The organism is Streptomyces sp. NPDC018019 (assembly GCF_044327805.1).
Lineage (GTDB): Bacteria > Actinomycetota > Actinomycetes > Streptomycetales > Streptomycetaceae > Streptomyces.
Map to the genome: position 1 here is coordinate 1 of NZ_JBIRGD010000028.1, position 13,311 is coordinate 13,311.

The 13,311-nt window shown below is 66.4% G+C and carries 7 protein-coding genes and 3 pseudogenes; 8 read left to right on the plus strand and 2 right to left on the minus strand.

What is annotated here, in order from left to right; genetic code table 11:
• Positions 1–276: 276 nt before the first annotated feature.
• The 5 genes and pseudogenes from ACH4FX_RS34175 to ACH4FX_RS34195 all read left to right on the plus strand — a co-directional run.
• A pseudogene (locus ACH4FX_RS34175) lies at positions 277–783 on the plus strand (IS701 family transposase); the annotation flags it as partial.
• A gap of 696 nt (positions 784–1,479) precedes the next feature.
• Positions 1,480–2,532 carry a hypothetical protein gene (locus ACH4FX_RS34180; RefSeq protein WP_398485335.1) on the plus strand — a complete coding sequence of 351 codons (1,053 nt, stop codon included), beginning with the start codon at positions 1,480–1,482 and terminating at the stop codon, positions 2,530–2,532.
• Complete coding sequence (locus ACH4FX_RS34185) at positions 2,529–5,891, plus strand: hypothetical protein (protein WP_398485336.1); 3,363 nt, start codon at positions 2,529–2,531, stop codon at positions 5,889–5,891. Before ACH4FX_RS34180 ends, ACH4FX_RS34185 begins: the two co-directional genes overlap by 4 nt.
• Before the next feature lie 5 nt (positions 5,892–5,896).
• On the plus strand, positions 5,897–7,876 hold the full coding sequence (locus ACH4FX_RS34190) for a pPIWI_RE module domain-containing protein (RefSeq protein WP_398485337.1): 1,980 nt from the start codon (positions 5,897–5,899) through the stop codon (positions 7,874–7,876).
• Positions 7,877–8,007: 131 nt separating this feature from the next.
• Positions 8,008–8,661 carry an RNaseH domain-containing protein gene (locus ACH4FX_RS34195; protein ID WP_398485410.1) on the plus strand — a complete coding sequence of 218 codons (654 nt, stop codon included), beginning with the start codon at positions 8,008–8,010 and terminating at the stop codon, positions 8,659–8,661.
• Positions 8,662–8,731: 70 nt separating this feature from the next.
• Here the strand turns inward: ACH4FX_RS34195 and ACH4FX_RS34200 are convergent.
• Positions 8,732–9,077: pseudogene (locus tag ACH4FX_RS34200) on the minus strand (citrate/2-methylcitrate synthase); the annotation flags it as partial.
• A gap of 69 nt (positions 9,078–9,146) precedes the next feature.
• Between ACH4FX_RS34200 and ACH4FX_RS34205 the strand changes: the two are divergent.
• Positions 9,147–10,370 (plus strand): hypothetical protein, encoded by a 1,224-nt coding sequence (locus tag ACH4FX_RS34205; protein WP_398485412.1) that lies wholly within the window; start codon positions 9,147–9,149, stop codon positions 10,368–10,370.
• A gap of 645 nt (positions 10,371–11,015) precedes the next feature.
• Positions 11,016–12,038 (plus strand): AMP-binding protein, encoded by a 1,023-nt coding sequence (locus ACH4FX_RS34210; protein ID WP_398485338.1) that lies wholly within the window; start codon positions 11,016–11,018, stop codon positions 12,036–12,038.
• Here the strand turns inward: ACH4FX_RS34210 and ACH4FX_RS34215 are convergent.
• Positions 12,001–12,952 (minus strand): annotated as a pseudogene (locus tag ACH4FX_RS34215) (IS481 family transposase). The gene ACH4FX_RS34210 and the pseudogene ACH4FX_RS34215 sit on opposite strands and share 38 nt — an antisense overlap.
• Positions 12,953–13,062: 110 nt before the next feature.
• Between ACH4FX_RS34215 and ACH4FX_RS34220 the strand changes: the two are divergent.
• The gene (locus ACH4FX_RS34220; RefSeq protein WP_398485339.1) at positions 13,063–13,284 is read left to right on the plus strand and encodes a hypothetical protein; all 222 of its coding nucleotides are present in this window, start codon (positions 13,063–13,065) and stop codon (positions 13,282–13,284) included.
• Positions 13,285–13,311: the final 27 nt, after the last annotated feature.

Sequence of the window (13,311 nt, forward strand, 5' to 3'; positions counted from 1 at the left end):
GGATTCCCCACACGTAGTGGTGGAGGTGCACTCCGCCGGCCTGCACGTCGCCGATCCCGGCCACGTCGATGTGGATGAGCCAGGTCAGCGGGCGCCTTCCGCCGAAGGTCAGGGCGAACCCCCACCAGGCCAGCACGAAGCACCGCCGCTTCGGGGAGATACCGGGCAGCAGTCGCAGTCAGGGCGAGGGACGGCTGGTGTGCCCGACCGGTGCGCGGCCGGATGTCTTCGAGGTCTTCATCCGGGCTCTCCCACCGTGAACTTCTCGATGATGCCTGGCAGCGGCTGTCCTGCGGCGACGGCGCGAAAGGCCCGCGCGTCTACGACTGGGCCGCGGCCAAGCTGCCCGCCAACCTGGTCTTCGACCCCGACCCACCGACCCATCATCGCTGGGTGATGGCCCGCCGCAGCCTGTCCGATCCCGAAGATGTGGCCTATTACCTGGCCTACGCACCCGTGGGTGTTGAACTCGCCGGGCTGGTCCGCATCGCCGGCTCCCGCTGGGCGATCGAGGAATGCTTCCAGGCCGCGAAGAACGAATGCGGCCTGGACGAGTACGAGGTCCGCCGCTACATCGGCTGGTACCGGCACATCACCCTGGCCATGCTCGCCCACGCCGTCCTGGCCGCTCTCGCAGCACAAGCCCGGGGCGGCGGCGAGGCAAAGGGGGCCGCCGAAACGGATCGGCCCCCGTCCCGCTTACCGTGGCAGAAATCCGGCGACTCCTGGATGCTCTCCTGCCCCGCCCACGAGCCGACCGCAATCTTGTCGCCCACGCACTGAAGTGGTCCGCCTGGAGAAGACATCGCCAGGCCGTCGCCCGCCGCTGCCACTACCGAAAACGCACCTCAGGACACGAACCGCTGCTGGAGTATTAGGCGGGCCGCGTTTTCGCAAGCCAGGGGCCATGCACGGAGTGATGGATCGAGCGCCTTCCGAGCACTTGACCGCAGACTCGGGGCAGTAGCTGAGCAGCGGTACTGCAGGAGGACTTCGTCGAGCGTTACAGCCAGCCCACCCCTCCCCGCCCCGCGCCAGGCCAGCCTGCATTCAGAAGTATCAGCCTGGGCACATGACATCAGGGGCACGAGCGCCCCGGCAGCGTGGGTGCGACCAAGGGAGTAGGCCAACCATGGGCTCACGCAGGCGCCGTACTCGACGCAGCGACTGCAGCCATCCCCCCTCAGCCTACTGACCACCACAGGCGATGGCGCGAACACGAAGCCGCGAAACTTAATACGCCCGCCACTACCACAACAAGCCACTTCTGTGCCACCCATCGAATACCCTCTGCTATGTTTCAATGGCGCTTCGTGATCACCGAGGGGTTCTGTTGGCCGCCCATGCAACGCTGCCCGGGAACTCAGTGCAACTATCGCGTCTGCAGCAGGTCTCTCCTGACCTGGGCGACGACTACATGACGCTCGAACTGCTGGCAGTGGGCCTGGCGGGAATTCAGGCCAACCAGCAGAAGGCACTGTGGAGCACCGCTCAGCCTTCTGGCGACCCTACGGGCTTCCCCCGGCGTGGAAGGCCGGGGTAACGCGTCTGCTGTGGAGGGCACTGGAGGCTGGCTGCCACGAACTAGTCTCATATGCAGATGCCTTCCGCTGGTGCTGTATGCCGCTCGGGAAGTGGCCCCTGGCACTGTCTGTTGCTCCGAGCGATTTCGAGCTCCGTTTGATCGAGAACGGTCGACCGTCGGCCTTTACCGAACAAGCAGCGCGACTGCTGTTGTCCAAGGACCCCGAAGCGGAGTTGATCGAGAATCGGTGCTACGAGCTGATGATCGCCGCAGCCGATCGCAATGGGGAGACCGAACAGGCGGTTCAAGACAACTACGTCCAGCTCCGAGGCTTTCTGACAACGCGCGCAGTCGCGTCCGACATCGATCTTCTGGGTCTGCTACGAGCCTTCCCTGCCAAGGATGCCAACGGACAGCCCTGGGTGAAGCGCTGGTTCAGTCAGTGCTACCGAGCCCAGCCAGCCAGCGGAGCCGTTACGCTCAGCTTCTGCGACGGCTGCGAAAACCCGGTCCCCGGTCAGCGTGACTGCGGCACGCCGGGCTGCATGGGAGCCCTAACCACTCGAACCGTAGAACTCATGTCCGAATACTTCGTTCAGAACAGGGCTGTTCGGCGCTTCTTCCATGATCCAGGGCTGGCAGAGCAACGGATGTTTGCCGCCCTGGAACCAGAATTCGGACAACGCCTGCGTCCCTGGTGGGGCATGGATGCGGTGGACGTGGCCATCGACTTCGACGGCACCGGGAAGATGGGAGTCGGCGAATGGTGGGCTGCCGACGTGAAGGATCACGCCAGCGCGACGCTTCTCGGGCGTTCCTTTCGCTGGAACCCTCGTGCTGCGTCGCAGCGGCGGGTCCTCGTCATCGCACAGCATCGTTTTGAACAGCCCGACTACGTGGATGACCTCACCACTTCTCTGGAAGGCCGTGCACAGGGCGTCGAGATTATGGGCGAGGACGCGTTCGTCGCCGCTGCGCTAGCGCATGACGGGCGGCGGCGCAGATGAGCCGGGATATCGAGAGCTGGTTCGAAGCGCTAGAGCGAACGGCCGTGTCGTCAGGCGTAGCTGAGACCGTCAAGCCCTTCTTGTCGATGCGTGAATTCTTCCGGGTAGAACTCGGGCTGTTCTTCATGTCTGAGTACGCGCTTGGCCAGCCGGCCACGCTAATGCGCAAGTTGCTTGACGGGTACGCCCTGCCCAGTGTCGGCACCGAGGCGGCCGTGCGGAACGTGCGACGCCGTATGGGGCCTACGGCGCGGGGCGGGCAATGGAGGCTTCGTCTGAACGACTACTGCAAGGTGCCAGCCTACTTGCGGTTGTTCGAGCTCGATGAGGGAGCCGGAACGCGTGTGGTCCACGGCAGCGTGTTCCGTCGCAGGGGAAGTTCCAAGCTGCCGGAGCGGGAGCAGGCGTATAGGGATGCGATGTCGGCGCCCGTGGCCTACAAGGTTGAGGCGGGCCGTGATTCCGCGTCCCCGGGGGTGCGAGTGCGGCTCAAACGAGCGGATGGAAGCATCACCCGGTTCCGGATTCCTGATTGGCTGGAGGAGTCTGCACCCGAGCGTCGCCTGGAGCCGAAGACGCACAGAATAAGGCGTCCCTTCCCGCAACTTACGGAGGCCGACTTCCGTCAAGCGGCCAAGGAGATGGATCAGCGGCTCAGTGCAAGCGAGCGATACCGGACGGAAGACTTCACCGGCCGCGTGGAGAGGATGGTCTTTTCGCGTACGGACAGCGAAGCCGGCCGCCTGACGGACGGCCTCGGCGTCTTCACCATCGACGGGCTTGCTCATGTCGTGGGCCTGATGAACTCGGGGAAAACGACCTTCAACGACGTTCTGGTCAAGATCTGTACTGACCGTGGGCTCCGGGTGGGGTACTTGGCCTCCTCTGTCGGGAACGTTCTGGAGAAGGTCCGGTTCTTCCGTGCTCTGGGCATCGACGCCGTTCCGTTGATCGGTCACAGGAACCGTCCCGCCCATGTGGCGCGCTACTGGGACGACCGTCTCTACGTACCCGACAACGGCCAGGCGCCGCCTTTCCCGGACGGCAACGACGAAGACGCTGTCTTCACTACCGACATCTGCCTGCTGGACAGCCTTCTGGAGCCTTCGGGTCCCCTCGCCACACCACTCTCCATGGATGAGCGTCCCTGCCGGGAAAAGCTCCGTATCGACACATCAGGCAAGCGAGCACCGATTATCGACTGTCCGCTGCTTTCGGTGTGCCCAGCTCAGGCCGCTGTACGCCGCATCCCGACGGCACAGGTTTGGGTTACGACGCCGGCTGCCCTTCTCGCCAGCAGGGCGGAGCCTGCGTCGTACAAGACGCAGTGGATTATTCCTGCCCAGCACGAACTCGATCTCCTTGTGGCCGACGAGGCCGACCAGGTGATGACACAGTTCGACAAGGCGTTCATGCACCACGAACCGCTGACAAGTCCCAACGGCTGGAGCAGCCGCATCGCGCTGGCCTGGCACGAGGGGCTGGCACGCACGTGGTACCGGCCGGTGGCGGACCGGCAAGGACGGCGATACCAGCAGTACGCGATCTATCATGCCGAGGCCCTGGCCGGGCTGCTGCCCCTGCTCATGAAGCCATCCGCCGAAAGCCACAAGGCCAGCCGAGACGCGGGCGGTGACCTCTTGGACGAGGTGACGGCTGACGGGCCGTTCGGCGGACATACCCTGCTCATGCAGCTCGCACGGGCCTTGCACGGCATCACCAGCCGAGTCGAAGAGCAACAGCAATCCCACCTGTGGGAGCGCGCCGAAGAGTACTTCCACACTCACTTCGCCCGGCTTGTCGAAGATCCTTTCGGTGCCCCTCCCACCGATCTGAAGCCGCTGGTCGACACGATGACCTCTGGCTACGACACCGAAGAGAGCGCCGAGGAAGTAGCCCAGGACTGGATCGCGCACCACGTCCCCGAAAACATGCCTGACCCCGCCGATCGCTTGGCCGAGCTTGCGCGAGTTCTCGTCGCGGGCTGCTGGAGTGCCCGCATCACCACCACCGTCTTCGAACTCTCCCACATGCAAGAGTCGCTCCGCGCGCTGATGGCCATGGAGAACACGAACAATCTGCTCGCCCACCAGCCAAGGCCAGAACTGCTCGCAGTCGTGCCCGAACAACCGATGGGCAACATGATGGCCCTCCAGTGGACCCCCAGCCATAAGGAGGGCAAAGGTTCTCTGGACCTGCTGTGGCTTCGCGGGGTCGGACGATGGCTGCTCTATCACCTGCACGACATGCTCGCCTGCGAAGGAGTCGAGGGCCCCCACGTCCTGCTGACCTCGGCGACCAGCCACAACCCGCTGTCCGCTCGCTACCACATCGACGTTCTCCCCACGCTGATTCTGCACGAGCCTCCTGACTGTGCCGCTGCCATCCGGGAAAGCAGGTTCTATACCCGCCCGCGGCGGCGCCCGGGACATGAACGCGGCATCTACATCTCAGGAGCCGGCGGTCGCGGCGCACGCCAGGCCGCCGTGCGGGCGATGACGGACGCCGTCTGCACTCCCGACCCCGGGGCGTCCCTGTCTCTCCTGGACCAGGTACTCCAAGGGTGCGGTCCTGAGCGCCGAAGAGCTCTTTTCGTGACGCTGAGCACCGAGGACGCAGCTACCAGCGCCCACTACATGAACACCCGGACGGCCGTTCGTGCCGTCCACGTCGTACCCGACCGCCAAGCTCCCGGGCTCTACGGCCTCAACCACCGCCGCATCTCCGCCTTCCCGAAGACCGATGCTCAGGTCATGGCCGCTGCCGAGGGGTCTGCCGGCCGCGGCCACAATATGCTCAACGTCCACGGGGTCGCCGCGATCCAGGCCATCTTCTACCTGGCGCGCCTCCACCCCCCGCCAACCGACCTCTCCTTCCCTCTCGCGGTCCTCAACGCCCAGGCCATGAAGCGGCTTCTCGATCCCGTTCTGTGCGACGCCCTGGGCACCGACGCGGCGGCAGAGATGAGAAAACTGGCGTACGGCGCCCGCACCACCTGGGGCACCATGATGGGCCGCCCCCTCAACTTCCGGGCGATGAAGGACGACTATCTCCGCCATGCCTTCGTAGCAGACCAGTCGAGCTCCCTCTACCAAACAACCGGTCGAGGACTTCGTGGCAATGTGCCCGTCCAGGTCTACCTCCTCGACGCGGCCTTCGCCCCTCGCGCGGCGGACCCCCGCGACACAGCGCCCGATACCGAGCGAACCAGTGTGCTCATCGCTTGCCGAGAACTGACGCACCGCATGCTCGCTGACCCAGGGCCGACAGCCGCCCCCCACGTGCGTCTCAACCACCAGGTCTATACCGCCGTATGGAGCCTCCTGGGGCACCTCCTCGACACCATCGATTGGGGATAACAAACATGCCCGAAGCCGACAGCGCAGCAACGGAATCCGACAGGAAAAAGCCGCCGCCTCGCTACGACCACATCATCACACCCGGCTTCGTGGCACGCCGCGGAGCCACACTGCCCATCACCGTATATACGGCGCACTTCCCTCCGTCGCTCCTGGCGCGGCTTGAACGTGCCTGGAGCAGCAACCCGAAAGCGCGCTCGCCATATCTGCCCACCTACGCCCTGCGCGAACTGATCGAACAGGTGGAGCCCGCCGTCCTCGCGGTCGAAGGCCGACTGGGAGAAGGCCCTTGGCTCCACGCCATGCGCGTTCCTCAAAACGAGCTCCCCCTGCAACTCGCCCTCGAATTCTGGATCACCGCACACGTCGCACCCCACCAGGATGACGTCGACTGGCCCACTCTCGTCAAGCGCGCCCTACCACTGGAATGGGCACAGGCCGAGGTCGACCTTCTGGCCCACGGAAGTGCCGCAAACGGGACAACAACCCCGCACACCAGCACATTCTCCCTGCTGGCCACCTACATCGCCGGACGCTGGGTGGACGACAAGCTCCCCATGCCTGGAGACACCGCGAAGGGATTCTCGGTTGTCGGCCCACTGACCGACCGCGGTGAGCGCAGCATCTTCAGCTGGCCTCCCCGAGAGCTCAACGGTGACGGGGCCTACGGCCTTTGGGCCCACCGAACGGCCCTACGCGTGGTGTCCATGCCCCACGACGGCCGGCTCATCCTCCGAGCCGTTCCCCACATCGCCCGCTTCGGCGGCACTCAGCCTGCCTACATTCCACGCCGCGGCGACAGTCTGGCTACGGCGACCATTTTGCTATACCTGGCCAAAGGCGCACTGCGTGACATCGAGCGCCCCATGCTGCTGCGCGCGCCGGTCACAGTCAGCGGCAAGAAACAGGACATGCGATGGCAGTGGCAGCCTGGCATCGCGCGCATCCTGCCCTCGCTCCCCTCCAGCAACCACTACCCCGACCCCGAAGAGGTCCGAACCGCCCCCCGCCGCACCGCCGGCATCGATTGCGTCGCCGGTGAAGGCACCGAGCCCACCGCGCTGCTGCTGCACGCCACCGGCTACACCTACCTCACCAGGACCGACCTCCCTGACGGCCAGCCGGAATTCAACACCCACGGCCATCCAGCGGAAAGCGGCCTGCAGCCCATCGACCACCTCACCCTCTTCGAGCACCTGAAAGAACCGCTCGCCAAGCTCAATTTCGACCCGCTCCCTGCTCTGGACAGGCCCCCCCAACGCCGAGCCCCGCAGCTCACCCCAGCACGTGAGGACGCCCACTACCACCTCGAACTCTGGCACTGCGCGCCAAAGACCTACCAAGCAGTCCACCTAGCCCTCACCAAGCAGCTGAACTACGAACACCTCGGAGAACGCGACACAGAACCCGGCGTTCACGACTACGCCGGCCCCACCAAGATCACCCTGGCACTACGCAATCCCGGAACCCTTGTCGCCGGTTTGCCCAAGCCACCACCGCACGCGACACCAGAGGCCCGCAAGACACACCGAAAGCTGGAACGGAAACGACGGGCCGAAGCCCTGCGCACGGCATTCCCCGAAGCCGACCATATGCTCGGCTGCCTCGTGGAGATCGACAAGCCAGTCAACTTCGCCATGGCCGGAGAGGACGATCCCAAGCGATTCCTCAAGGACACCCTCCCGGAACTGAACCGGCACGTACAGTGCTTGCACCCGGTCACCGCGGCTCCCCGGCCCAACGCCAAGAAAGCCGGGCTGAAGCCCTTCGAGGACAGTGACGTCCGCTGCGAGGACGTCCAGCGTGCCGCTTCCTCGGTAAAGGACCTCCTGCGCTCACTCGGACATCTGCCCCGCCTGCCCGCGCCCCGCAGCGTCAAGGACGGTTCGAACTGGCCACCGTGCACGTCGCCCAGGCCGGCCCATGGATCGTCCCCTTCATTCTGCGCATGGACACCGACGGCAACACGACAGCCCAACTCGTGACAGCATCTGGCCAATCGCATGAAGCGCCTATCCCCATCACACACCTACCCCGAGCGCTGGCAAGCGGACGCGGGCGAATGCGGCGACGTGACAGGGCCCAGTTGCATGACTTCATCAGCTAGGCACTCGCAATCGACTCCCGCACAGAACGGCTCTTCCTCGCCCGAGCGCAGACCCTGCGCCACAGGGAGGTGTGGTCCTGGCTACAGAACCCTCACATCACGCCGGATGTGCTCCGGCTTCCTGGCGAAGACTGCGCCCATCCCCACCGCGCCGAAGGGCGTCGCCCAGAGGATCTGCCGGGGCTGCGCATTATTCGCGTCAACGAGGAGCCCTACGAGATCCCTCTGGCATTCGGCGCCAACCTCGACGACGAGGACGACAGTCCCGCCGCCGACAACTCACCCGACGTGGTCATCGGCGAAGAGAAAGACGCAACGCCGACATGCAGTGGGGACGAGCTGCCATATGAGGAGTGGGGTAGGTACTCCGGCGTCGTCCCGTGGAACGACTACACCTTCCTGGCGATCAACCCAAGGCCAGATACTCATCAGCTGCCCAAGAACGTCTCCAAGTACGCGGGAGACGAACAGAACGCCACCCGTCACGGAGCCAACCCCACATCCCTGGAGATCCATGTCTCCTTCAAACAAGCCCACGACCACGCCCCCGACCTGGCCGCGTACGTGAATAACCTGCGCAGGTGCCACCTCCATACGGACACCGCGACGCGCATGCCGCTGCTCCTGCACCTGGCCAAGCTCATGGAGGAGTACATCAGCTAATGCCAGAATTGAGTCTCCCGGGGCTCGCTCCTCCCCCGAGAAATGGAGCCAGCCAGACTCCGCTCTGCTACGGGTTCGGCGGGATGGGGCGAGTACCCTGGCGGCGGCGCTGGTCGGCGGCGACAACGGTGGGTGGCTTCCTCATGAGGGTAATGAATTCAGCTCGGTTGGCGTCTTGGCTGCCGTCGTCCTCGGTGTGGGCCCTCGGCGCCGGCGCCGGAGAAGCTGACGGCGGTGAGCAGTGCGTCCATCGAGTGGCAGGGTCCTGGCAGCCGGGTCAGCAGTTCGGAGGTAGTGCGGCCCAGAGGGCGCTAGGAGCGTTCGCGAGCCTGTAAGTCGCGCAGCTGGGCCTCATCGGAGAGTTCACCGTGCCACAGCAGGTAGGCAACCTCGTCGAAGGTGCGGTGGACTGCCAGGCGCGGACGATTGTCAGACGCTCCCCGTAGCCTAGTGAGTCCTATTCGTGGCGGCTGTGGGGAGCTTCGATGGACGACGACCTTCAGATCGACAGCGACGAAGACCTGTTCCGTAATCCCGTCTACTACGAGCCGGCCGGTCGCAACCTCGACCTGGACCGCCCCGACCTCGGCGTTCCGCAAGGCCATGACCTCCTGAACGTGCTCCTGCGCATGCGCGGACGTGTACCCGTCGAAAAGCGCGGGCTCATCTGCCCCGACTGCCGGGATCTCCGCGGCCGGCGCGTCCCCATGTACCTCGTCCAGCGTGACGGCATATGGCTTGCCTCCCACTACCGGAAACCCGGGGAGAAGCCCATCAGCCATGAGTCCGACGAGCACCTCGCCCGCAAGGAACGCGTCGCGAAGGACTCCGAAGATCACGGCTTCCACGCCGACATCGAGTCGCAGAGCGCAGACGGGCACGCGCGCCTCGATGTGCGCATCAACGGCGCCGACGGCATCGTCCTGGGCTACGAGCCTCAGCTGAGCGCCCAGACAGCCCGCGGGATGCGTGCACGGGAGGGGTTCCGGCGCCGTGGCGGTATTCAGTCGGTCTGGGACTTCGCCGACCCCGACCACGCAGGTATCGGCACCGTCCCCTACGTCCGCACGCCCAACCTGCCGGCCTCCGTCATCCGCGTACAGAAGAACCCCATCGCGGTCCAGGACGGCAACTTCGTCCTGGAGGAGGGCCAGTGCAGCCCAAACGGCGCCCTCACCCGGTGCCCGGAGAAGCCGTACGACCCGGAGAACCCCACCGACACTGGGTACTGCGGAGGCTGGCACCGCGTCCTCGTGCCTGCCCATCAGTCGAGCACCTTCACAGGGGAAGGCGGCCTGACCCTCACCCAGTTCATCGTGGAAGCTGCGGCCGGTGAGCGGATCCCGTTCCAGCGGGGCGGCCACCACGGTTGGCTCCCCGCACAGCAGTGGCAGCAGTACCTGGAGGCGAACGGGCCCGCCCTGGACGACAAGGAGCGCCGGCCACCCGTACGGCAGGGGGCCCGGCGGGACAGGTGCACCGAGGACCGTCCGGCATCGGAGGTGCGGGCTGAACCGAAGCAGGGACGCGGCAGCCGCGCGATCGTCCTTGAATCCCGCCCCCTGGAAACCGAGGCCGCCAGGGTTCCGGTCGACGCATCGGGTCAAGCGATCCCGCTCTGCCGCTTCGGCTGCGGTCAGCCTGCCAGCCTTCCAGGACCCGAAGGGCTGCCCGAGCACTACTCGTGCCGCAGGAAGCATGAGGCGTGATCCATCGACCACCGCTGCCCGCCCCTCGCTGCGTCACCTGGCGCCAGAGCCGCCTGCCCGGTTCGGGGAACCGACGGAATCCGCTGATCAGTGGCTATCTAGGGGTCGGCAAAGATCCTTTCCCGCGCTGATGGAGATCGTTTCCCACAGCCCTGGTAAACGCCGTAACGACTCGGTAATGCCGTACCCCGCAAGCTCGCAGACGCGCGCGGGGCAGCGCACCGTGATGACGCCAGTGATCCAAACATAGAGAAGCGGACAGCCCGAGGATGGAGCCAGCGAGCCGCAGCATTGCGAGGCCAGAGAGTTTCGTCTGGTACGCCGAAGGTGGGCTCCGGGGGCTCAGCGCCATATGACGCACACGTTGCACGCAATCGCCGACCGTTCGGTGGCTGCACGCGCGATTCGGTGCCCACACTGTGGCCCACCGAAGCGTGGGCGTAGGCATCCATCTGCGTTCCCAGCGCCACTGTTGCGGGGAGTGCGCCGTCAGAGGAGGCGGGACGTTCATCAAGAACTTCCCCAGACGGGGCTACCAGGCTGGTTCCATCCCGACCGGGATGAAGCACCGTGACCACTGAACGCGCCATGACGCCAAGCCGCGTGCACGCCGTACGGACACCTCGCCCCGCACCCACCCTCGCCATGACGCGTGTCGCGAGCCCCGGCACGCGTACCACGACGGCCGGAGGGCCGCTCTCGTCATCGGAGGGCACCCTGGACGCCCTGTTCGCCCGGGCGGCCGAACGCCGCCCCGACGCGGTCGCCGTTCACGACGCCCACGGCGAACTGAGTGTCGCCGAGGCTGAACTACAGGCCACGCGGCTGGCGTCGGTGCTGATCCACGGCGGAGTCCAGCTCGGAGACCCCGTGATCATCCACTGCGACGACCACCAGCAGGCGCTGGTGGCGCAGCTGGCCGTCCTGAAAGCGGGAGGGGTATGCGTGCTGGCCGCGCACGGCCGCAGCCGATCGGAACTGAGTACAATCGCCGCGGTCAGCGGTGCCTCAACTGTCCTGTGCAGTCGTTCCACCCGAGGCGCATGGCCGCAGCGGTACACGGTGCTGCCACTCGATGACCATAGGACCGTGCGGCGCATCGCCGCTCACCGACGGGAGCCCGCACTCACCCTGTCCCACCCGAGGGAAGCCGCCTATTTGATGATCTCCGGCAGCCAGCGTGACGGATCCACCGGCTACCTGACCGACCACCACGCCTGGAGGCTCGCCACCGCTCAGCGGATCCGGGCGGCGGGCCCCGCGCCGCACCGAGTCTTCGTGGCCGGCCCTCCAGCCGGCCCGCGCGCGCTGTCCGCCATGTGGTGGGCGTTCACCTGCGAGGGCTCACTGTGCGCGCTGCCGGACACCGGGGCGCCGGTGGCACGTGACGGGCTGCTGTGCGCCGCCGTATTCAGTCCGGACGAGTACGACGCCGTCGTCGAGTCGCTCCCGATCCGGCCGCGACTCGTGCAGCTCCTCGGTGGCCCGGTGCCGGACGCACTGGCCGTCAGGCACTTCACGGCAATGCCGGGTACCCGGGCTGCGTGCCGACTTCGCCCCCATCGAAGGCGCGTTACCCTGGACCTCCCGAGAGGTCGGGCCGATGGGCGAGGACGAGTCACCGGACGCCCTAGGTATATTGAGTTGCAGGGTTGTCGACGCGGGTGATCGGTGGGTGGCCGCCGAGTGCGGTGTGGCAGCGGTGGTGGTTGTAGGCGTGGAGGAAGTCTGCCAGGGCTTCGGTCCGTTCCTCGTTGCTGGTGTAGGGCCGCTGGTAGGCCCATTCGTCGAGCAGGGTGCGGTTGAAGCGTTCGACCTTGCCGTTGGTCTGCGGTCGGTAGGCGCGGGTGAGCTTGCAAGCCGCGCCGAGGTCGGCCAGGGCCTGCTGCCAGGCGAAGCTCTTGCGGTAGGGCCAGGCGTTGTCGGTCAGGACCCGTTCGATGCGGTCGATGCCGTGTGCGGTGAAGAAGGCTGCGGCCCGGCGGAGGAAGGCTGCGCGGGTGGCGGCCTTCTCATCGCTGTGGATCTCGCTGTAGGCGAGGCGGGTGTGGTCGTCGACGGCGGAGTGGATGTAGTCGAAGCCCATGCCGCTGCACGTGGCCCGGCCCGCCTGGCGGCCGAGCACCTTGTGGCCGCCGCCGTCGGGGATCCGGCCGAGTTTCTTGACGTTGACGTGGAGGAGTTCGCCGGGGCGCTGTCGTTCGTAGCGGCGGATGAGCTGTCCGGTGGGCCGGTCCAGGAAGGCCAGGCGGTTCAGGCCGTGGCGGACCAGGACCCGGTGGGTGGTCGAGGCGGGCAGTCCCAGGATCGGGCCGATGCGGGCGGGTCCGAGTTTTCGGTCCTGGCGCAGGCGGCACACCTGGGCCTCGGTCGTCGCCGGTGTGCGGTGTGGTGTCGTCAGCGGGCGGCTGGGGCGATCATGGAGCCCTTGTTCGCCTTCCGTCCGCCAGCACCCATTTGTGGGCCATGACGCGGGAGATGCCCATCTCGGCTGCGACGTGTGCGACCGGGCGGCCGGTGCGGACACGCTCGACAAGCAGCCGCCTGCCGTGAACGGTCAGCCGGGCATTACGGTGGGACACGAAGACCTCCGTGCGGTGCAGTCCTAGACAGCTCCACCACACCGGAGGTCTTCGCCATGATCAAGCCCCATCGGTGTTAACAACGCTCGTGATCAATACACCTAGGCACCGTGGTGCCGCGTATCCGGGCGCGCGTGCTGGACCACCTGGGCCGCGCCCAGGAGGCGGGAGCAGCGGGTGAGCTCTGCGCCGCCGGTGACGCGCTTCCCTTCGACGCCGTCCGCCGCCCCGGCCGCGCGACGCCGACGTGGGAGGAGAGCACGCTGCTGCGCTCTGGAGTGTGGATTCGCCGTTCGGCGGACGGCGGCTTCAAACTGGCCGGACCGGCCTGACGAGGGCTGGCTGCCGCACCGCGCCGG